The following is a 20,543-nucleotide window of genomic DNA, read 5'->3' as shown; positions in this document are numbered from 1 at the left end:
CAAATTACCAATCTGCCGTGCGCTATCTGACCACTACAGCGATGCCCATCAGAAAACCGGGCTGAACCGGCAAATTAAGCTTCACCTAAGCTTTCCTCGCTAGCATCCCGGTTCATCGACCTGTCGTCTTGAGCCGTGGATGAGTCCCTCCGACATGAAAGCCTTTGATCTACCTACCCGACCGTATCCCAACTTCAGTCTTGTTCTGGTCAATTACAAAACCCCGGACATTACCCGCATGTGTCTGGAACTGTTGCGCGAGCATGCCCAGGCGCAGGGCATTCCAGTGTGGGTGGTGGATAACGATTCGGCGGATGCCAGCCTCGATTATTTGCGTTCGCTGGACTGGATCAATCTGATCGAGCGGCCGTCCCCGGGTAAGGAGATGGGGCACATCGCTCATGGCAAGGCACTGGATCTGGCCTTGGCGAAAGTTGAGACCGATTATTTGTTTCTGCTGCACACGGACACCTTTGTCTACGACATGGAAGTGTTCGCGATGATGATGCGCGAGTGCACGAAAAGTGCGGACATGGCGGCGGTGGGTTGTGTTGAGCAACTTGATCGTGGGTGGCTGCGAGATACCTGGCGGTTAACTTCGCGATTCTGCAAACATCATGTTCGTCGGCTCAAAGTTCATCTTGGCCTGCGTTCAAAACCGCCACGCCCGTATAAAGAAACCCATCTGAAAAGTTTCTGCACGCTGTGGAATGCGCGGCTGATGAAGTCGCTGGGTTTGCACTTCTGCATGGATGAGGAGGTACCTGGTTACACACTGCAGGATCGAATGGTCGGGTTGGGCTATGGCGTCAGGTTTCTCTCGCCGCGGAAAATCTTCCGCTATCTGGATCACATCCAGGCCGGCACCGTAGCGGCGGCAGGCACGTACGGCAAGGATCACCGCCGTACGAAGATGTATCAGCAGACTCTGAAGCGCTTGCAAGGGCAGCAGGCCAAAGCCGGGATGCCAGCTGCGACATGATCGAAAACAATAAAAAAGGGCGACTTCAAAGTCGCCCTTTTTTGTATTTTGATTTTGCATACATCTGTCACGGTGGTGGAGTTCGCCCAGTGTTACGGCCTGGCAATCCTTGCACCGGTAAAGAGCCCTGACACTGGGCGAACGCGGAGGATTTTAATTCAATCCAATGCATATGTCGTCAGGTAGAAAGATGAAATTTTTGAAATGAAAAGTTAAAAACTGTGTTTACCGATTTTCTCCGAGAATTGTCCGACAAAAAACATTTATATGATTGTTCTCATACCTAAAGTTGTACAAGAACAATCAACTTGTAGAGCGATTACTCAACTATCGTGCTGACTAGTCACTTTCAGGATATCGGTGTAAGTGACAATAACGCTCTGCCCTACTTTCAGATCTTTCAATTTGGCTCGAATCTCCGGCTTCTTCACATCGAGCGTCTTCGATTGTCCGGACGGGTTTTCGAGGGTGACCTGATTGGTCTTCAAATCAATTTTGCTGATTTTCAGTTGCACCTGAACCTGCCGATAGGCCTCACCGCCCGGGTTGTCGCTGCCCGGCGCCTTGCGCAGTTCGCCGGTGCGTTCGGTGGTGCCTGGCAGACCTTTATCCACATCTGTATCGAGATAAGCGGCGACAGATCGCTGCACCTCGATCTTCACCAAGTCCCCTACTTTAAGATTGGCGAGGTTTTTCGCTTTGTCGCTGAGCTGAACGTGGACTTGTCGCCCCTCGGGGCCTTCCAGCACGACTTGATGATTGGCCGGGTCAACGGAGAGCACTTTGGTGGTAACGGAATCGGCCTCAACGGCGGCGGATAACGGAATGTCGGCAGCCAGAGCGCCGAAACTGGTGGCAGAAAGCAGCGTTGCGAGGGTGATGGCCTTGGCCAGAGCGTCGAGCTTCATATGCATTACTTTCCCTGTGATGAAATGGCGACGCCCGCTGCCGAATCGACTTCAGCGACGGGCGTGCCGGTGAGCATAGACGCTGTTCAGGGCTTGACTTGGGTTTGTGGGCCGCGGGTATGTGGCTCGGCGGTCTCTTGCGCCGTGGATTCGCCACTTGGCGTGCCTTTGCCGCTGTCCTGTCGCTGCTTGGGATCGGTGGGGCGCAGGGCGTCGTTGTCGCGCTCGGTTTCGCCGGCCGGGCGCGGTTCGTCGGGGTTGTCGTTCTGATTGACGGTTGTATTCACGGCGGTAGTCCTCAGGCTTCGGGATCGTCGAGTTCGCGGGCGACGTTGACCTCGGGTGACTGCTTGTGCAGATCGTCGGCTTTGGCGCGTAGCAATTGCCATTGCTCAAGGTCGATCGCGCCTTGGCCGAGCAGGTCATCGGCGATGCGCTGCAGATCGAAATAGTGAGCGTCGGGCGATTGCTGCCAAAGAGTCTGATCGTCGAACAGGCGTTGCCAGGTGTTGAGGTCTGGGAGTTGCACGTCGTCGCTCATGGGTGAGTCCGAAAATGGCGGGTTTCTGGGTAGAGCGTATTGGCGAAGGGAGAGTTCCGAGCGGTTTGATTAGTGGTGACCTTGCTGACGCCATCGCTGGCAAGCCAGCTCCCACAGGGATTGGGGTTAAGCTGTAATTCATCGGTGTTTTTGGGATAGCTATCGCGAGCAGGCTCACTCCTACAAAAGCAAGAGCAAGAGCAAGAACAAAAGATCGCAGCCTTCGGCAGCTCCAGTGATCGCGCCAACCATGAGGTCGAGTGTCAGCTCGCCTGCTCTTGGTCTTGATCCACCGGCGACGTCGGAAGGCTGAGTGGAGGGATTGATCCGGGGGTGGGAGCGCAGCGACCGTCTGGCGCAGCCAGACACAGCGGAAGGAGGTGCAGCGAAGCAAACCGTAGCCGCTGCGCCCGGATCGATCCCGCAGCGAAGGAACCCGAGCCTGCGAGGGCCGAACGTAGGAGCTAGCGTTTTTTGCTTACTTTTTTAGGCGCTTGTAAAAAAGTAAGTCGCCGTAAGGGCGAAACCGCCAGCCGCCAATACCGCAGCAATGGATATGTACTCGGTCAAAGATCCTCACCGCCTGACAAAAAGCCTTCGCGAGCAAGCTCGCTCCCGCAGGCAAACTGCACCTACCGTTAATACCCGGTCATTTCCAGATAGCCCTGGCCAGGATGGCTGCCATCAATCTTCACCGGCCCCTCCCAATACGGAATACGCAAATCCATCCACGCATTGCGATTGAGCGCATCAACGCTGATATCGAGTTGCTTGTCAGGAATGCGGATCGACCATTTCACCGGCATCGGTCGATCAGCCACCTTGGCCGTGTCCTGCGGCACAAGGCTGATCTGCTCGCTGCGCAATGTCTGAATCTGCCCGTCAGCGGCGATCCACGTGCCGGTCAGATAAGGTGCGCCGTCCTTCTGCCGCATGCGATAGAGCATCACATGTTCGCCGCTGTCCAGATGCAGCGAGAACCAGTCCCAGCCGGTCTGATTAGCGGTCAGCGGCTGACTGCTCCACTCGCGATCGAGCCACGCCGGGCCGCTGACGGTATAGGTCTGGCCGTCGATCTGCAGCGTGCCGCTGGCTTGAAAAAACGGCTGGCTGTAGTAATACGAGGCCTGACCTTCTTCAGATTTCTGGCTGAAACCCTGGTCGCCCTGCAGCACCAGCGGGCGGCTTGAGGTGAGGCGAAGTTGATAAGCGAAATTTTTGTCACGAGCACTGAGTTGCATGTCGCGCAACGGATCCTGCGCCTGGCTGGCAAACATCCAGTCGTCGATCCACGCCTCGAACGGCGCCAGCCGTACGCCGGCCTGCCTTACTCCGCCCCGGGCGTAGCGCTCGGCGGCGTGGTGCGCCGAGCGCGAAGTAACCGCCGCATGGCCCAGCCAGATTGTTTGATTGCCCCACCCGGCTTGCTCGGCAACCGGTTTCAGGGCACTGCGAAACAGCGTCCATTGCACGCCGAAATCATTGCCTTGCTGATCCTTCAGATTGGCAGTGACGTACCACCACTCGATGCGAAAACCATCATGCGCGCCGTGATCGGCGGGAAAACTGAACACCCGACCGGGCACCACCGGGGTGAAGGATTGCGCCTGATCGCCCATGCCGGCAAAGCCCTTCTCCTCGGGTGCAGGCTGATCGCAGCCACCGAGCAGCAGCACCAGCATCAACACGATGCTGTTAATCCTCATGGGCAAAGGTCCTCAGCAAGTCCGCCGGTTGCGTGCGGTACAGCGAATACAGCGGCCATGCCGAAGCCAGTAAAGTCGCGAGCAAGGCCAGGCCCATCAGTTGCAACAACTGCAACGGAAACACCCGCAACGGCAAGCGCCAGCCGAACGCCTGCACGTTGATCACAGCATCCAGGCACCACGCCAAGACGATGCCCAGCGGCAGCGCCAACAGCAACGTCAATACGGCGAGCAGCCAGGTCTGGCCGAGGTTGAGCAGCATCAATTGTTTGCGCGTCACGCCCAGCGCCCACAGCGGTGCGAGTTGACTGAGGCGACTCTGGCTCTGGGTCAGCAGACTGATGAACAGGGCCACGCCGGCGACGGCCAAGGTCAGGCTGTTCAAGGCTGCCGTCGCGGCAAAGGTGCGTTCGAAGACTTGCACCGACCAGCCCTTGAGCCGGGCCTGATCGACGATGTGGTTGTCATCCAGCTCAAAGCGCGCCAGCAAGGCGTTGAGCAACGCCGGAATCTTTGGCGGATCGATGCGCAGATTGAAGCGGTTCGGCGTGAGCTGCGGCCAGCCGCGCAACAGGTGCTCGCTGCTGATCAGCACGTGCCCTTTCGGATTGCCATAGTCGGCATAGATGCCGACGATGCGCGGCGACCACGTGCCGTTCGGCGTCGGAATACGCAGATGCTCGCCCGCCTTCACTCTCAGCCGTCGTGCCAGTTGTTCGCTGAGCATCACCGCATCATCCGTCGCCAGTTTCCCCCACGGATCGCTGCCACTGCTGTCGAGCAACGGCCAATGCTGGCGATAGTGCGGGTGGTCGATGATGCCGTAGACATCCGCCGGCCAGCCTTGCAGCGTCACCGAAACCTGCCAGTTGGGCAGCACAGCGGTGACCGTCGGCTGCTGCTTGAGCCAACTGTGCATCTCGCGGGCCTGCGCCGGGTTGGCCGGGTTGATGTACAACTCGGCGCTCAGGCGTTGTTCGAGCCAGTCGTTGAAGGTCTGGCGAAAACCGGCGGTCATGCTGCCGGCGCCGATGTTGGCGGCGAGCGCCAACAGCAGCGCCATCAGCGCCAGACTCAGGGCAGGCAGTTGCTGGCGGCAGTCGGCGAGAAACCACTGGCCGAGCACCGAACGACTGCGCCCCAGCAACGGGTTCAACAACGCGCTGAGCAGCACCGGCAAGGCCAGCGCGGCACCGAGCAACAGCCCGGCCATCAGCACGAAACCGCTGCTCAGGCTGTCGCCCCAGATCAACGCCGCCAGCGCAATCGCCAGCAGTGCCGTCGCCAGCCAACCCTGTCGGCGCAACCAGCGCGAATATTGTTGATGCCACGCCTGCGGATCGGCCACCGCCAGCAACGGCAGGCGCGCCGCCCGCAGCAGACTGTTGGCCCCGGCCAGCAATGCGCCGAGCAAGCTCAGACCGATGCCGCTGAACCACCACCAGGGACTCAGACGCAACTGCCCCGCCACTTCCGCGCCATACAGACCGCGCAGGCTGGCGGCGACGTCCGGCAGCAGAACACTGGCCAGCCAGTAGCCGCTGATCACACCGAACAACCCACCGATCAGCGCCAGCACACCTAGTTCAACCACCAGACACGCGATCAGCATTCGCGCACTGACGCCGCAAGCACGCAATGTGCGCAGCAAGCCTCGGCGCTGTTCCAAAGCGAGGCCGATGGCGGCGTGGACGATGAACAAGCCGACCAGAAACGACAGAAATCCAAGCGCATCAAGATTGAGGTGAAAGCTCTCGGTCAGCCGCGCCAGATTGTTTTCTTCACCGCTGCTTTTGAGCTGCAAGCGTTCGTTGAAACTCGCTGGTAATTCCTGATGAAAATCCTTGGGCAACAGCAGTCGCGACAATTGCTCAGGTTGTTCGAGCAGGCGTTGCGCGGCGCCGATGTCGACCAGTAACAGGCCCGGCGCCATGTCCTTCTGCGCGAGCAGCGGCGGCAGGGTCTGGCCGTTCGCGGTTTGCGCTGTATCACCTTCGCTCAAGCCGAGCATTTGCAGGGTGTCCGGAGAAATCCAGGTGCTGCCCGGCGGGCTGAAAAATTCGACGATGCGCTCAATCGGCATCGCCTGCCCGGCCACTGCGGAATCCCCCGGCAACGACACCGGCTCGATGCCCATCACCTGAATCCGCTGGTCTTCGTGGCCCTTGAGCGTTAGCCGGCCCTGCAACACCGGCGACACCGGCCAGCCCTGACGGCGCAACTCGATAAACCAACGCTGGGGAAATGGAGCACCATTCGGTGTGCTCAGGCTGGCTTGCGGTTCGCCGCCGATCATCTGGCTGGCCCGCGCGTAGCTGTCGCGGGCCTGACTGTTCAGCGCCTCGACGCCAGTGAGCAGACTGGTGGCCAGCCACAACCCGGTCAGCACACTGAAAAACTGCACAGGATGGCGCCGCCAGTGGCTGAGCAGCGCACGCAGGGTTTGCCGCCAGATCATCAGGCCACCCGCCCGTTCGACAACACCACACGCTGGGCCAATCGCGCCGCGACGCGCTGGCTGTGAGTGACCATCAGCAGGGTCGTCGGCGTGTCATCGAGCAATTCCAGCAACAGCCGCAGCACTTCATCACTGGTCGTTTCATCGAGGCTGCCGGTGGGTTCATCGGCCAACAGCAATTTCGGCTGCGAGGCCAATGCTCGGCCCAATGCGACCCGCTGCTGCTGGCCGCCGGAAAGTTGTTCGGGATACCGCGAGAGCAGATCGCCCAGCCCCAGACGCTGCACCAGATGCGCCTGCCACCGCGGCTCATGGCGCCCAGCCAGGCGCGCCTGAAACGCAAGGTTGTCTTCCACGCGCAAACTGCCGATCAGGTTGAACTGCTGAAACACCAGACCGATTTCCGTGCGGCGCCAGTTCGCCAGTTGCCCTTCGCTCATGGATTCCAGGCGATGTCCGCCGCTGCGAATGCTGCCGCTGTCGACCTTGTCCAGTCCGGCCACCAGATGCAGCAGCGTGCTTTTGCCACTGCCCGATTCACCCATCAGCGCGAGGCTGCTGCCGGCCTCCAGCGTCAGGTCGACGCCTTGCAGTACCGGCAACGAACCCTGGGGCGTGGCATAGCTTTTGAAAACGTCGCGAACCTCAAGCATGAGCAAACCCGATCATCGAACCTGGGCCAAGGATAGCGGCCCGGAGCGGTATTTGTCCGCTGGTCATCTGTTTCATTGAACAACAGCTGAGAGTGCCGCTGCCTGTGCAGGCCTCTTCGCGAGCAGGCTCGCTCCCATAGGGAGATCGCGTTCCAATGTGGGAGCGAGCCTGTTCGCGAAGAGGCCCGCCCGAACAATTCAAAAACTCACTGCCCCGAAGCCACACTCGCCGGCGCCCGCTCAGGCGTCACGATGCTGCCCAGATCGATATGCTTCCACTCAGGCTTGGCCCCCAGCCGCGCATTGAAGCGGTAGTTGAAGGTGAACTCATCCGCCGTCGGCATGCTCAGCGGTTTGCCATACACCGCCTCAATCCCCGCCAGGTCGTAACCCATCACCTGCAACAGCGTCGGGAAAATGTTGTAGTGGCTGGAGCGGTCCTTGTTTGTCGGCAAATTCGCCGCCCAGTCCGGTGTCTGCAATCCACGGCCCTGAATCACCACCAGCGGCACCAGCCCTTCCTCTTCCACCGGGTCGCCGCCGCAGTGGGTATTCAAGCCCGGGTTGCCGCGCTCATGCAGATCCTGACCATGATCGGAGGTGTAGATCAGCAGCGCGTTGTTCAGGTTGGCCTGGGCAAACACCCGGGCGAAAAATTCGCCAACGTTCCACAACAGCGTGTTCTTGTAGGCGTTGCGATACAGCACCCAGTCATCCGGCTGGCCATTGAAACCGGCGCGTTCGCCAGTGTCGGCGACTTCGGTGAACTGCCCGCGTGGCAGCGTTGGCCGGTAAGCCATGAACGCGTCCGGGTATTTGTCATGCACCGGAAAATGCGCGCCGACCTTGTTGATCACGATCAGCTCCGCGTGATCGTCGTTGAGCAATTCGATCAGCTTCGCCGCTGCCGCCATATCGCGGTCGCGCACGCTGGTCTGGTCGAATTGCACGAAACTGTCGATGTCGTTTTTCTCGGCAGCGGTCATCAGGTTCTGCAGATTGCCGGCCGTGCGCTGGGCGTCGATGTACACCGTGCCGAGCCCGGCCTTTTTCGCGTACTGCCAGATCGACGGCAACGTGCTGTTCATGCGTCTGTAGTCGGCGCGGGTGCCGCCGTAGCGCAAGGTGACGTTGGTGTCGGCGCTGCAATTGGCAATGGACGCGGCATAACCGAAGTTGAAGACATCAACCCCGGCCGGTGCTTGCTTGAGGTTGCTGTGCACACCGAACGGCGCGTTGATATCGAGGTAATTGCCGGAAATGCTTTCGTCGATGATCAGCACGATGTCGTGGTCAATGGCAGGTGCGGCGCGTGTGAGCGTCACAGGTTCACGCGGGCCGACGGTGTCATGCAGCGCTTCGTAGGCAAACAGATTCAGGTAGGCCAGCGGCGTGTACATGATCGGCAGTCCACGCGCGCCCTCGCCCGCCCGTAAAAACAGCAATCCGCTGAGCATCAACACGCCGATGACCGGCGCCGCTACTCGCAACGTGTTGGAGATGAACAGCGCATGACGCGGTTTGAGCCCGATGCCGAACAACAGCAACAAGCCACTGAGCACCGCGCGCAGGATCGCATCGCGGTACTGATACGCGGCTTCCTGAATGAAGCCGCCGGAGTACACCAGCGAGACAAAATCGCTGTACCTCAGGTAATCCGCGGTGACCCGGGTGTAAACATCAAAAAAAACTGCTGCGGCAAACATCGTTAATGCGAATGTATGTCGAACGAGAGCCTGACGTATATACGCACTTAGATATAACGCGAAAGTAAGCGCCAAAAACATCGCGCCAAAAACAAGTGCATTGAAACCCCAACCGATAGCATTTAACCGTTCCAGATAATGGTCGGAAAAGAGCAACAGATAGGCAACTAAGAGCAGTTCCTTGGCGTAGTTGAACATGGCGATACCGGTGGTCGGAAAAGGGCAGATGTCAAAGGTTTGTCGGTCAGAACCTGACACTAGCACCCGGCCATCAAAGCGCAAGAAATGACTGATAGGCGGGAAAAGCGTCAAAAAAACGGTGACTCAAATCTGACACACCCTGAGCGCTTAAAGCCTTTAATTTCGGGGACTTAGACCGTCTGTCGGTTAAATTGAATCTGAACAAATCTGCAAAAAAACAACAAATCCAATCGCAGCAATGACTTGATGGCCAATCGCCAAAAACGCCTCAAGTGTTATACCCGTGCAACATGTCATTTTGCTGACACGCTTTTCAAACCCTGCGCTATACCCCTTTAACCAACTTCTCCCGAACTTCTTTTTTCGTTTTATCGAGGGTGCGCAGATGGACGTGAGCGTATTTGGCACTGGCTATGTCGGACTTATACAAGCCGCTGCACTTGCCGATGTCGGCCATCGGGTTTTATGCATTGATATTGATCCGAACAAGATCAAACAACTGCAACAAGCGGTACCGCCAATCAGTGAGCCAGGCCTGTCCGCGACACTTGAAGAAAACATCAAGGCCGGGCGCTTGTTGTTCAGCACCCAGGCCAGCGATGCGGTGACTCACGCCGAGCTGATTTTCATCGCTGTGGGCACGCCGGCGGACGAAGACGGCTCTGCCGACCTCAGCCATGTGCTCAATGTCGCTCGGCAGATTGCCGGCCTGATGGAGGCTGATCGCACGCTGATCATCAAATCCACGGTGCCGGTCGGCACTGCCGATCAGGTTCTGGCGACGGCCACCAGCGAGTTGCTGCAGCGCGGCAAAACCGCGCTGCAGGTGCGCGTAGTGTCGAACCCGGAATTTCTCAAGGAAGGCAGCGCCCTCGCCGACTGCATGCGCCCGGACCGGATCATCATCGGCACCCGCGACGACGCTGCCCGCGAGCAGATGAGTGAGCTGTATGCGCCGTTCTGCCGCAATCACGAAAAACTGATGTTCATGGACAACCGCAGCGCCGAGCTGACCAAGTACGCAGCCAACGCGATGCTCGCCACCCGCATCAGTTTCATGAACGAACTGGCCAACCTCACCGAGCTGCTCGGCGCCGACATCGAAGCGGTGCGCAAAGGCATCGGTTCCGACCCGCGCATTGGCTACCACTTCATTTATCCGGGCTGCGGCTTCGGTGGCTCGTGCTTTCCCAAGGATCTGCGGGCCCTGCTGCACACCGCTGAACACAACGGCATGCCGCTGAAACTGCTGCGCAGCGTCACCGACGTCAACGACAGCCAGCGGCACATCCTGTTCAGCAAATTGCGCGCGCAGTTTCCGCAAGGCCTGGCCGGCAAATCCATTGCGGTCTGGGGCCTGGCGTTTAAACCGAATACCGATGACATGCGCGAAGCCCCGAGCCGTTATCTGATGGACGCGTTGTGGGCCGAAGGCGCCAGCGTGCACGCCTACGATCCGGAAGCCATGTCCGAGTGCCGGCGCATCTACGGCTATCGCAATGACCTGCACTTGTGCGCGACCCGCGACGACACCCTTGAAGACGCCGACGCGCTGGTGATCTGCACCGAGTGGAAAAACTTCCGTGTGGTCGATTTCGAGCTGCTCGCCGAGAAGCTGCGTTCGAAGGTAATCATCGACGGGCGCAACCTTTACAACCCGGAACAGGTCGCCGCCGCCGGCCTGCATTACAGCGGCATCGGCCTGCGTCACATCGCCCCTGAAGGGCTGCGGCCATGAAGATTCTGGTGACCGGTGCCGCCGGTTTCATTGGTGCCCATTGCGTCCTGCGTTTGCTGCGCGACGGGCATTCGGTGGTCGGCCTGGACAATTTCAACCACTACTACGACCCGCAGCTCAAGCACGACCGCGTGCAGTGGGTGCGCGAGCAGGTGGGCGATTTTCCGCTGGCCACGGTGGATCTGGCCCACGCTTCGGCGATCGACGCGCTGTTTGCCCGCGAGCAGCCACAAGTGGTGATCCATCTGGCCGCGCAGGCCGGGGTGCGTTATTCGCTGGACAATCCACGGGCGTATCTGGACAGCAACCTCAACGGTTTCCTGAACATTCTAGAGAGCTGCCGCCACCATCCGGTCGAGCACCTGATTTATGCCTCGTCGAGTTCGGTTTACGGCGCCAATCAGCACACGCCTTACTCGGTCAAGGATGGCGTCAATCATCCGCTGTCGCTGTACGCCGCGACCAAAAAAGCCAACGAGCTGATGGCGCACAGCTACAGCCATCTGTTCGGCATTCCCTGCACCGGCCTGCGCTTTTTCACCGTGTACGGGCCTTGGGGCCGGCCGGACATGTCGCCGATCCAGTTCGCCCGGGCGATCAGCGAAGGCGAGCCGCTGAAGCTGTTCAATTATGGCGAGCACCAGCGCGACTTCACCTACATCGACGACATCATCGAAAGCATCGCCCGCCTCATCGATCAGCCACCGCAAGCCAACCCACAGTGGGATCGCGAACAGCCCGACCCCGCCAGCAGCATGGCGCCGTGGCGCCTGTTCAACATTGGCGGGCAGCAACCGGTCGCACTGAAAACCTACCTCGCGCTCATGGAAAAACACCTCGATCGCAAAGCCATCGTCGAGCTGCTGCCGCTGCAACCGGGCGACGTGCTCAACACCTGCGCCGAGGCCAGCGATCTGGCCCAGGCCACCGGATTCCAGCCCCGGATAGAACTGGATGAAGGACTGGGCCGCTTCATCGCCTGGTTCCGCAACTACTACCCCACTGCCCGTGCGCCGCTTGCGGCTGATTGAATGCGGAGGACGCCATGACTGGACATGAAAGAAGTGTGTCGATTGCACAGATGCGCCCTGACAAGCGCGTCGACCCGGAACATCGCATGCGCCTCGACGCGGCGATCCATCGTCAGGGTCGCGGCTGGCTCAGCGGCCGCGATGGCGGCCGCCCATGGCAGCTGTCGCGGACCAATCGCGTGGTTGCCTGCCTCGGCGCGCTGACGATTCTCGTGCTGATCTCGCCGGTGCTGCTGGGTCTGGCCCTGGCCATCAAGTTCACCAGCCCGGGGCCGGTGCTGTTCGTGCAGAAACGCACCGGTTATCGCGGGCGCAAGTTCGGCATGTTCAAGTTCCGCACCATGGTCAGCAACGCCGAAGAACTCAAAGAGTCGCTGCGCCACCTGAACAAGCACGGCGCGGACGCCATCGACTTCAAGATCGACAAGGACCCGCGCGTCACCGGCATCGGCAGCTTTCTACGGCGCACCAGCCTCGACGAGCTGCCCAACCTGATCAACGTGGTGACCGGCGACATGCGCCTGGTCGGCCCTCGCCCGACCTCGTTCAACGCCTATCGCTACAAGGACAATCACCTCGCGCGTCTGGCGATCTACCCCGGCATGACCGGTCTGTGGCAGATCTCCGGACGCAGCAACATCGACTTCGACCAGCGCGTTGAGTTGGACCTCAGCTACATCGCCGAGCAGAGCCTTCTGCTTGATCTGAAGATTCTGTTGAAAACCCCCTTCAAAGTATTCAGCGGCCACGGAGCAAGCTAATGGACGGTTCAACCAATAAAAGCCTGAGTATCGCCAGCCCCAGCGAATCGAATCTGACGTCGACCGTGCTGGATCTCGACCTGCGCATTCTGTTCCTGACCGCCGCCAACCCCGGCGCCGGCACCACCACCAGCGCTGTGGCACTGGCCAGTCAACTGGCACAGATGAGCAGCGGCCAGGTGCTGCTCGTCGATGCCAGCCAGTCGGCGAACAACCTTACCCAGCAGATGAACCTCGGCAAGGAGCGCGGCCTGCGCGACCTGCTGTTCAACCCGGACAACCCGCCGCTGTTGCAGGACTGCGTGGTGCAGGTTTCGAGCCTGCCCTTTCATGTGCTGCCCAACGGCCGGCCGATCCGCACGCTGGAACACCTGACCGCCGAGCGCCTGAGCCCGTTGCTCGACCAGTTGGGCAGCCAGTACCGCTTCGTGGTGATCGACGGCGACGCGGTGTACTCCGCCGCCGACACCCTGGTCATCAGCACTCAGGTCGACGGCGTGGTGTTTGTCGTGCGCGCCGAAGACACCCGCTGGGAAGTCGCCCAGGCTGCTGTGCAACGCCTGACCCAGGCCGGGGCGAAAGTGGTCGGCAGCGTGTTCAACCGGCGCAAGTACTACATGCCCAAATGGCTTTACAAAAACCTGTAAGCGAACGCAAAGGATGACGCCATGAACGCCAGAATGCTTGTCCTGCTGTTGCTGCCGCTTGCGGGCTGCTCCAGCAATTCCGACACCCAGAACATGCCGGTGAATATTCTCACCGCCTCCCCGGCCAACGCCCAGGCGACCGACATGCCGAAGATCGAGCAGACCCTGCGCCCGCAGGATGTGCTGGACGTGATCTTCCATATCAGCACCAGCGGCTCGGACGCCTACCGCGTGCAATCGGGCGACCAGATCGGCCTGAATTTCACCGCCGCCAGCCAGCTCAACGGCAACCAGCTGGTGCTGCCCGACGGCACCATCGAGCTGCCGGGCGCCAACACCTCGGTGAAAATCGCCGGGCTGACCAGCGAAGAAGCACGCCAGGAAATCCAGCGCGTCTATCAGCGCAAACAGCTGTTCCAGCCCAACCGCAACCAGCTCACCGTGCAGATCATCAGCCCGCTGAGCAACGAGCAGAACCTGAAAAGCGCCCTCAATCACCCGGCCACCGGCATGAGCCGCGAGATCACCGTCGGCACTGACGGCTACGCGAGTTTTCCGGAAATCGGCGCCGTGCCGCTGCAAGGCATGACCGTCAATCAACTGGAATCCTTCCTCAACAAAAAGTACGCGCAACTGCCGGGCCGCATGACCGTGGACGTGCTGCTCAAGTCCACCGCCGGCAACGAGATCTACGTGCTGGGTGAAGTCGCACAACCGGGCTCGTATCCGATCCGCCGGCCGGTGTCGGTGCTCGAGGCGCTGACCCTGGCGCGCGGCACCAACGTCAAGGCGCGGCTGGATTCGGTGGTGATCATGCGGCGCAACGGCAATCAGGTGAAAGCCGTGCGCTACGACGTTGAAAAAGCCCTGTCCGGCGATGCCCCGCAAATCGCTTACCTGCAACCGGACGACATGCTCTACGTGCCAAAAACCAAACTGGCCAGCGCCGGCGAACTCGCCCGCCAACTGGCTGATGTGGTGCTGTTCCAGGGCGTCGGTTTCAGCTTCGGCTACCGCGTCGACAACAAAGACAGTGACAACTAACTCACAGGTGACCGACATGAACCCAAAGGAAAACTACCTGCATGAGTTCTTCAGGATTTTCTTCGCCAACAAGCAACTGGTGAAGCGCGTCTTCCTGACCTTTGCAGTCATCGCCCTGCTCCTGCCGCTGCTGCTCAAACAGAGCTTCGACATCACCGCGCAGGTCATCGTGCAGTCGAAAAAACTCTCTCAGGGCGACGCCACCACGTCGCTCACGGTGGACAACGCGACCTTCATTCCACCGTCACTGGCGGACATGGAAACCGAGAGCAACATCCTCCGCTCGCCAGCGCTGATCCGCCAGACCATCAGCGAACTGCGCGACAACGGTGAATACAGCCCGCCACCTGGGGTGTTCGCCAAATTGCTCGGCGAACCGTTCAAGCGCTATGTCTCGACACCGCTGCGCGAGTACGTGATCAACCCGTTACGCAACGGGCTCGGCATGGAAACCGATCCGGTGCGTGACACCACCCTCGACGCCCTGACCCAGCAAGCCGTCGACAGCCTGAAAATCGAAACCCTGCCCGGCTCCAACGTGATCTCGATCACTTACAGCTTCCCGGATCCGCGCCAAGGCACGACGTTCGTCAGCGCCCTGCTGCAGAACTATCTGGTCAGCCGTCAGGCGTTGCAATCGATCGATTTGCCGCAGTCGTTCTACGAGACCAAAAAGCACCAGTACCAAGTGCGTCTCGATGGCCTGGAAGGTAACCGCCAAGCACTGCTGGAAAATGTTGGCGCGGCGGATCCGAAGGAAGAAATCACCTTCCGTCTCAATGCAATCAACACTGAAGAACAGGCGCTGAACCTGTATCAGGATCGCCTGCTGCAAAGCCAGCGTTGGCTCGAGTATCTGAAAACCGCGCTGGCCGCCGCCAGCAGCAGCAAGCTCAACGACTACACCTTTCCCTACACCTTCACCACCACCGTCGACAACGTGGCGTTCGAGGATCGGGAAATCAAACAGATGGGCGAGCAACTGACCAGCCAGGTCAGCCGTTACATGAACGATCTGGCGGTATTCCAGCCCGGCAGCGAGCCGATGCTGTTGACTCGCGAACAGATCGCCCGCACCCGTCAGCAGTTTCTCAAAGTGGTGAGCAACCGCATCCAGGAACGCACCGCCGACCTGGCCGTGGTCAAGCAGGTGATCGAGCAGAAAACCGCGCGTATCGCCGAGTTCAAGAGCCGCATCCGTGACCTGCAGCAGACTCAGAGCAAACTGCGTCAGATGGACACCGAGATCGATGCGCTGCACGCAGCGTTTTCGACCTATGCCCAGCGCTTCGCCGAAAGCAGCACCACGCGCTCGCTCAACGATGACCTGTCCAACGCCCGGGTGCTCAGCCCACCGTTCGAACCGACCGAGGCGGCGTTCCCGAAACCGCTGCTGATCATTCCGTTCGGGCTGTTCACCGGCCTGCTGCTGGCGATCGCCTTCGTCTACGTTCGTGAATTCTTCGATCACCGCTTCAAGCATCCGGCGCAAATCAGCCATGAGCTGGGCCTGCCAGTGCTGTTGGTGCTCAACGAAGAAACGTCGCAGCCGGGCAATCCGCACAAGAACTGGACCATGCCGAGCCTGGTTCACTGGGTGCGCAATTGAACGCGGTGTCCACCCCAATCGTCGCCCTGCCGATCATTCATTTGCTCAGCAGCGGCGGCTTCTACGGGGCCGAGCGGATGTTGCTGGATCATTGCCTGGCCACGCCGGGGCAGCACCAGGTGCTGTTCCTCGACGCACCGCCGGAACTGATCGCGCGCTTTCGTGAGGCTGGGGTGGACGCCCGTGGTTGTGCCGGGCTGGGCGAGCTGTTGCGGCACTTGCGTCAGCGCCGGGGCGACAAGCCGTTGCTCAACACCCACAACTTCAAAGGGCTGCTGTTCGGCTGGGTCAGCGCCACGCTGTTGCGCCTGCCGCTGGTGATCACTCAACACGGCTTCACGCCGCGCAGCCGCAAACAGAAGTTCTACACCTGGCTGAGCCTGCAACTGTGCCGCACGGCGTCGGTGAAACGGGTGGTCTGCGTGGCGCAAAGCATCGCCACGCTGCACCTCAAGGCCAACGTCCGGGCGGAGAAGTTGCAGGTGATTCCCAACGGTTTGCCAGCAGCACCGGCGATGCAGCCGGTGGCAGATCGGCAACGCTGGCTGGCCGGTTACGTCGGTCGGTTGAGCAGCGAGAAAGGTCCGGATCTGTTCCTTGATGCGCTGATCGCGTTGTGTCATCAGCATCCGCAACTGGACGCGGTGATGCTCGGTGACGGCCCGGAACGCGAGGCCCTGCAAGCGCGCATCGATGCTGCCGGTTTGCAGCAGCGGATTCGCCTGCCGGGCTACCAGACGGCGATGCAAGGCTGGTGGCAGCAACTCGATGCGCTGGTGATCAGCTCGCGCACCGAGGGCACGCCGATGATTCTGCTCGAAGCGATGCAGGCCGGCGTGCCGGTGGTGGCGTTCGCGGTCGGCGGCATTCCCGATGTCTTGCAGGACCGCCACAACGGCCTGCTCGCCGCGCCGACGGACACCGCCGCCCTCGCCCGCCAGCTCGACACCTTGCTGGCCGAACCGAAGCTGGCCGCGCAGTTGCGCGACAACGCCAGACGCACCCAACAGGAGCGCTACGACCTCAAGGCTTTGGCCGAACGCTGGTCGCAGCTCTACATCCACACGGCACGGGAGACACGCGCATGATTTTCCCGCTCTCGATCGTCAGTCTGTTTGCTCTGGTCAGCTTGGGTTTGCTGGCCAGTCCCTGGCCTTATCTGGCTCCGGGAGCGGTGATTGGCCTGGTCGGTTTTACCGTCCTGTACCGCAAGCCGACCTGGGGCCTGCTCGGCATTGCCGCGCTGGTGCCGTTCGAAGGTTTCTTCAAGGACAGCTCGGTGTCGGGGAGCAAGTTGCTCGGCGCCTCGCTGGCGGTAATCGTGATGCTGCAACTGGCGCTGCATCAGATTCCGTCGCAACGCCTGCGCAGCAACCTCTGGCATTGCCTGATCGGCTTCATGGTTCTGTATTTTCTCAGCCTGCTCAATACCGATGACATGGGCATGTCGCTGGGGCACCTGCGCGAACTCAGCGTCGGCCTCGTACTTTTTGTCATCACCCTGTTGATCGGCCGCGAACTGAACCTCGACCTGTTCGCCCGGCTGGTGACCCTTGCCGTCACCGCAACCTGCGCCATGGCGATGTTCTCGGCGAAGTTTCAGGATCAGGGGCGCGCCGCCGGCCTGCTCGAAGACCCCAACGCCTTCGCCATGCTCATCGCCTTCGCCATTCCTCTCGGACTGCTGCTGGTGATCCGCAGCCCGAACCTGCTGCACCGCTTGTTCTGGGGCGCTTGCTGCCTGTTGTTGCTGGGTGGCATGACCAAGACCGAATCGCGGTCCGGGCTGGTGGTATTGGCGTTGAGCCTGCTCATCGGCATCTGGCACTACCGCGCACAACTGACCCACATCCGTCCACGGCACCTGGGCTTCGTCATGCTCGGTGCGGCCATCGTGATCCCGCTGGCGATCTACGCCATGCCGGCCGGTTACATGGCGCGGATCCAGTCATTGAGCATCCTCAGCGCCGGCTCCAAGGCGCAGGACGAATCCCTCGGCCGGCGTGCTTCCTACATTGTCGTCGGCAGCCAGATGATCCGCGAGCACCCGGTGCTCGGCTCCGGCCCCGGCACTTTTCCGCTGCATTACGCGACCACCGGTTACGCCAAGGCGTTTTCCGCCAACCGCAAGATCGGCGACCTGTACCGCCGCGCTCACAACACCTATCTGGAAATCTTCAGCGAACTGGGGGTGCCCGCCGGGCTGTTTTTCGTCGGCATGCTCGGGCTCGGTCTGTACAACCTGATCCGCGCGCGGGCGGCGTGGATGCTGCGCGGTGATGAACATCGGGCAGACATGATGACCCACCTGGGGGTGAGCTTTCTGTCGCTGACCCTGTTCCTGATGTTCCTCAGCGCGCCGAACCAGAAGTACGTGTGGATCATGCTGGCACTGACCAGCGTGCTGCGCGTCAAGGCCGAGCAGGCGCCACTGACTACGGAGACGCAGACATGAAGCGGATCAGCATCGTCATTCCGATGTACAACGAGGCGCGGCACATTGGCCGTACCCTGCTCGCCGCCCAAAAAGCTGCACACGCGGCCAATGTCGAGTGCGAGCTGATCGTGGTCGACAACGGCTCGAGCGACCAGGGCCCGCACATTGCCCGGCAGTTCGGCGCAACCGTGCTCAGTTTGCCGGGGCTGTTGATCGGCGCGCTGCGTAATCGCGGCACGACGATCGCCAGCGGCGAATGGCTGGCCTTCATCGACGCCGACGTTGAAATGCCGGAAACCTGGTTGCAGCCGTTATTCGACATCGAAGCCAGTGGCCAGGCCGATGTGTTCGGCCTGGACCTGCACACCCCGGCCGAGGCGCCATGGTTCGCCACGGCCTGGCAGCGCCGCACTTCGCAAGCGTCGCACCGCGTCAGCCACAGCGTCGATTGGCTGCCCAGTTCCAATCTGCTGATGCGTCGCGAATGGTTCGACAAGGTCGGCGGTTTCAACGAGGCCCTGCGCACTGGCGAAGACAAGGAATTCACCCTGCGCTTGCACAAACACGGTGCGCGCCTGCTGTCGGTCAACGACCTCGTCGCCCTGCACTGGGGTTACGAAATGAACTGGCGCGAATGGATGGGCAAAGAAATGTGGCGTCAGGGCAGCCACCTGCAACTGCTGCGCACCCATGGCATGAGTCTGCGCCTGCTGCGCTTCCCGATGCTGTCGCTGTTGATCTGGCTCCTTGATTTCCTGGCAATTTCCGCGTTGTTCGACGGTTTTCCTCATCACGCTGCGGTGATGGTCGCGCTGACCGTGATTCCCGGTCTGATCCTCAGCGTTCGCCAGAGTCTCAAGCACCGTGATCCGCTTCTGACCCTGCAACTGTGGGGCCTGCACTGGCTGCGCCTGCACCTGGCCGGGGCCGCTTTCATCCTGAGTCTGTGTCAGTGGAACGCAAGGAGGCCTGCCCGTGGCTGAGTTCATTTTCTGGATGTGCCTGTTGCTGCCGGTCTACGCCTACGTCGGCTACCCGCTGTTGCTGACGATCCTCGCGCCGCTGTTTCCGGCGTGGCGACATACGCCGGCACCGCCGCTGCACGTCAGCATCGTCATCGCTGCGCACAACGAGGCGCGGCATATCGAGCACAAGTTGCGCACGCTGCTGGCCCAGGATTATCAACCGGCGACGTTGCAGATCATTCTTGCCAGCGACGGCTCTACCGATGACACCGTGGCCTGCGCGCACAAAGTGATTGATCCGCGCATCACCGTGCTCGACCTGCCGCGTCAGGGCAAAGCGGCCACGTTGAATGCCGGCGCGGCCCTGAGCACCGGCGACATTCTGGTGTTCACCGATGCCGATAACCAATGGTCGCGCGACACTCTCGGCCACTTGCTTGCGCCGCTGAGCGACCCGCAGGTCGGTGCCTGTGCCGGGCACATGGTGATCCCGGTCACCGGTGGCGGCTTGAGCGTCGGCGACAGCCTCTATCGGCATTACGAAGGCTGGTTGCGCCGGGTCGAGAACCGTACCGGCTGCATGGTCTCGGCCGACGGCGCCCTGCTCGCCCTGCGCCGCGAGTTGTTCCAGAACGTACCGGCCGAAGTCAACGACGACTTCTTTATCAGTACCTGCGCACCGGTGGCCGGCAAGCGCATCGTCTACGTGCCCGAAGCGCAGGTTATCGACCATGGCGTCGACGAGGCGGACAAACAGTTTCGCCGCCGGCAGCGCGTCACCGTCGGCGGCCTGCAAAGCCTGGCTCAGCGCCGCGAGCTGCTCAATCCGCTCAAGCATGGCCTGTATTCCCTGGCGTTGATCAGCCACAAGCTGATCCGCCGCCTCGCGCCGGTGCTGCTTCTGCCATTGCTGCTGAGCAATTGCTGGCTGTGGGACGAGCACGGCTTCTATCGCCTGAGCCTGGTCGCGCAATTGTTCGGCTACAGCGTGGCGATTGCCGGGCTGCTGGATGGGCAACACCGCTTGCCGAAACCGTTCCGCCTCGCCGCGTTTCTGCTGGTCACCCTCGCCGGGATGAGTCTTGGCCTGTGGCAGTTCCTGCGCGGCCAGCGGTATGCCCAGTGGAATCCGGAACAGAACCGTTAAGAGGACCGA

Annotated in this window: 18 protein-coding genes; 11 read left to right on the top strand and 7 right to left on the bottom strand. The window is 60.8% G+C overall.

Features of this window, described 5'->3' with window-relative positions:
- The first annotated feature begins 154 nt into the window (after positions 1-154).
- Complete coding sequence (locus ACZ0AZ_RS19475; protein WP_463538791.1) at positions 155-982, top strand: glycosyltransferase family 2 protein; 828 nt, start codon at positions 155-157, stop codon at positions 980-982.
- A 323-nt stretch (positions 983-1,305) separates the two neighbouring features.
- On the opposite strand, the gene ACZ0AZ_RS19470 is transcribed toward ACZ0AZ_RS19475, so the two are convergent.
- From ACZ0AZ_RS19470 to ACZ0AZ_RS19440, 7 genes are all read right to left on the bottom strand, one after another.
- Entirely contained in the window at positions 1,306-1,890 is a 585-nt protein-coding gene (locus tag ACZ0AZ_RS19470; RefSeq protein ID WP_463537936.1) for a hypothetical protein, read from the bottom strand.
- 86 nt (positions 1,891-1,976) lie between these two features.
- Positions 1,977-2,177 carry a hypothetical protein gene (locus ACZ0AZ_RS19465; protein ID WP_463537935.1) on the bottom strand — a complete coding sequence of 67 codons (201 nt, stop codon included), beginning with the start codon at positions 2,175-2,177 and terminating at the stop codon, positions 1,977-1,979.
- Positions 2,178-2,188: 11 nt separating this feature from the next.
- Complete coding sequence (locus ACZ0AZ_RS19460) at positions 2,189-2,431, bottom strand: hypothetical protein (protein ID WP_016774112.1); 243 nt, start codon at positions 2,429-2,431, stop codon at positions 2,189-2,191.
- A 638-nt stretch (positions 2,432-3,069) separates the two neighbouring features.
- Complete coding sequence (locus ACZ0AZ_RS19455; RefSeq protein ID WP_463570728.1) at positions 3,070-4,137, bottom strand: lipocalin-like domain-containing protein; 1,068 nt, start codon at positions 4,135-4,137, stop codon at positions 3,070-3,072.
- Positions 4,127-6,595, bottom strand: coding sequence for an ABC transporter permease (locus ACZ0AZ_RS19450; RefSeq protein WP_463537934.1), 2,469 nt, complete (start codon positions 6,593-6,595; stop codon positions 4,127-4,129). Before ACZ0AZ_RS19450 ends, ACZ0AZ_RS19455 begins: the two co-directional genes overlap by 11 nt.
- Complete coding sequence (locus tag ACZ0AZ_RS19445; RefSeq protein ID WP_463537933.1) at positions 6,595-7,248, bottom strand: ABC transporter ATP-binding protein; 654 nt, start codon at positions 7,246-7,248, stop codon at positions 6,595-6,597. Before ACZ0AZ_RS19445 ends, ACZ0AZ_RS19450 begins: the two co-directional genes overlap by 1 nt.
- A gap of 206 nt (positions 7,249-7,454) precedes the next feature.
- A complete protein-coding gene (locus ACZ0AZ_RS19440; RefSeq protein WP_463570730.1) occupies positions 7,455-9,152 on the bottom strand; it encodes a sulfatase-like hydrolase/transferase in 1,698 nt (565 codons plus the stop codon).
- 388 nt (positions 9,153-9,540) lie between these two features.
- On the opposite strand from ACZ0AZ_RS19440, the gene ACZ0AZ_RS19435 reads away from it, so the two are divergent.
- From ACZ0AZ_RS19435 to ACZ0AZ_RS19390, 10 genes are read left to right on the top strand one after another with little or no spacing between them, the layout of a single operon-like run.
- Positions 9,541-10,893 (top strand): UDP-glucose dehydrogenase family protein, encoded by a 1,353-nt coding sequence (locus ACZ0AZ_RS19435; protein WP_463537932.1) that lies wholly within the window; start codon positions 9,541-9,543, stop codon positions 10,891-10,893.
- Positions 10,890-11,924: an NAD-dependent epimerase gene (locus tag ACZ0AZ_RS19430; protein WP_310408808.1), complete on the top strand. Its 1,035-nt coding sequence runs from the start codon at positions 10,890-10,892 to the stop codon at positions 11,922-11,924. Before ACZ0AZ_RS19435 ends, ACZ0AZ_RS19430 begins: the two co-directional genes overlap by 4 nt.
- A gap of 14 nt (positions 11,925-11,938) precedes the next feature.
- Positions 11,939-12,685 carry a sugar transferase gene (locus ACZ0AZ_RS19425; RefSeq protein WP_110646483.1) on the top strand — a complete coding sequence of 249 codons (747 nt, stop codon included), beginning with the start codon at positions 11,939-11,941 and terminating at the stop codon, positions 12,683-12,685.
- Positions 12,685-13,332, top strand: a complete 648-nt coding sequence (locus ACZ0AZ_RS19420; RefSeq protein WP_039762796.1) for a CpsD/CapB family tyrosine-protein kinase — start codon at positions 12,685-12,687, stop codon at positions 13,330-13,332. The genes ACZ0AZ_RS19425 and ACZ0AZ_RS19420 overlap by 1 nt, the downstream gene beginning before the upstream one ends.
- Before the next feature lie 21 nt (positions 13,333-13,353).
- A complete protein-coding gene (locus tag ACZ0AZ_RS19415; RefSeq protein WP_129999083.1) occupies positions 13,354-14,376 on the top strand; it encodes a polysaccharide biosynthesis/export family protein in 1,023 nt (340 codons plus the stop codon).
- A gap of 16 nt (positions 14,377-14,392) precedes the next feature.
- Positions 14,393-15,985, top strand: coding sequence for a GumC family protein (locus ACZ0AZ_RS19410; protein ID WP_039762801.1), 1,593 nt, complete (start codon positions 14,393-14,395; stop codon positions 15,983-15,985).
- The gene (locus ACZ0AZ_RS19405; RefSeq protein WP_463537931.1) at positions 15,982-17,073 is read left to right on the top strand and encodes a glycosyltransferase family 4 protein; all 1,092 of its coding nucleotides are present in this window, start codon (positions 15,982-15,984) and stop codon (positions 17,071-17,073) included. Before ACZ0AZ_RS19410 ends, ACZ0AZ_RS19405 begins: the two co-directional genes overlap by 4 nt.
- Positions 17,070-18,440, top strand: a complete 1,371-nt coding sequence (locus tag ACZ0AZ_RS19400; protein WP_129999085.1) for an O-antigen ligase family protein — start codon at positions 17,070-17,072, stop codon at positions 18,438-18,440. Before ACZ0AZ_RS19405 ends, ACZ0AZ_RS19400 begins: the two co-directional genes overlap by 4 nt.
- A complete protein-coding gene (locus tag ACZ0AZ_RS19395) occupies positions 18,437-19,405 on the top strand; it encodes a glycosyltransferase (RefSeq protein ID WP_129999086.1) in 969 nt (322 codons plus the stop codon). The genes ACZ0AZ_RS19400 and ACZ0AZ_RS19395 overlap by 4 nt, the downstream gene beginning before the upstream one ends.
- Entirely contained in the window at positions 19,398-20,534 is a 1,137-nt protein-coding gene (locus tag ACZ0AZ_RS19390; RefSeq protein WP_125915897.1) for a glycosyltransferase family 2 protein, read from the top strand. The genes ACZ0AZ_RS19395 and ACZ0AZ_RS19390 overlap by 8 nt, the downstream gene beginning before the upstream one ends.
- Positions 20,535-20,543 lie beyond the last annotated feature (9 nt).

The organism is Pseudomonas sp. AC239, assembly GCF_979258545.1.
Note: the sequence above shows the minus strand (reverse complement) of the source record. Positions and strands in the feature narration are given on the sequence as shown.

Excerpts from the sequence above, each read along its gene's own strand:
- ACZ0AZ_RS19395 (WP_129999086.1), top strand. The coding sequence starts at position 18,437 with ATGAAGCGGATCAGCATCGTCATTCCGATGTACAACGAGGCGCGGCAC.
- ACZ0AZ_RS19425 (WP_110646483.1), top strand. The coding sequence starts at position 11,939 with ATGACTGGACATGAAAGAAGTGTGTCGATTGCACAGATGCGCCCTGAC.
- ACZ0AZ_RS19445 (WP_463537933.1), bottom strand. The coding sequence starts at position 7,248 with ATGCTTGAGGTTCGCGACGTTTTCAAAAGCTATGCCACGCCCCAGGGT.
- ACZ0AZ_RS19410 (WP_039762801.1), top strand. The coding sequence starts at position 14,393 with ATGAACCCAAAGGAAAACTACCTGCATGAGTTCTTCAGGATTTTCTTC.
- ACZ0AZ_RS19460 (WP_016774112.1), bottom strand. The coding sequence starts at position 2,431 with ATGAGCGACGACGTGCAACTCCCAGACCTCAACACCTGGCAACGCCTG.
- ACZ0AZ_RS19440 (WP_463570730.1), bottom strand. The coding sequence starts at position 9,152 with ATGTTCAACTACGCCAAGGAACTGCTCTTAGTTGCCTATCTGTTGCTC.
- ACZ0AZ_RS19475 (WP_463538791.1), top strand. The coding sequence starts at position 155 with ATGAAAGCCTTTGATCTACCTACCCGACCGTATCCCAACTTCAGTCTT.
- ACZ0AZ_RS19400 (WP_129999085.1), top strand. The coding sequence starts at position 17,070 with ATGATTTTCCCGCTCTCGATCGTCAGTCTGTTTGCTCTGGTCAGCTTG.
- ACZ0AZ_RS19420 (WP_039762796.1), top strand. The coding sequence starts at position 12,685 with ATGGACGGTTCAACCAATAAAAGCCTGAGTATCGCCAGCCCCAGCGAA.
- ACZ0AZ_RS19430 (WP_310408808.1), top strand. The coding sequence starts at position 10,890 with ATGAAGATTCTGGTGACCGGTGCCGCCGGTTTCATTGGTGCCCATTGC.
- ACZ0AZ_RS19435 (WP_463537932.1), top strand. The coding sequence starts at position 9,541 with ATGGACGTGAGCGTATTTGGCACTGGCTATGTCGGACTTATACAAGCC.
- ACZ0AZ_RS19415 (WP_129999083.1), top strand. The coding sequence starts at position 13,354 with ATGAACGCCAGAATGCTTGTCCTGCTGTTGCTGCCGCTTGCGGGCTGC.
- ACZ0AZ_RS19470 (WP_463537936.1), bottom strand. The coding sequence starts at position 1,890 with ATGAAGCTCGACGCTCTGGCCAAGGCCATCACCCTCGCAACGCTGCTT.
- ACZ0AZ_RS19455 (WP_463570728.1), bottom strand. The coding sequence starts at position 4,137 with ATGAGGATTAACAGCATCGTGTTGATGCTGGTGCTGCTGCTCGGTGGC.
- ACZ0AZ_RS19450 (WP_463537934.1), bottom strand. The coding sequence starts at position 6,595 with ATGATCTGGCGGCAAACCCTGCGTGCGCTGCTCAGCCACTGGCGGCGC.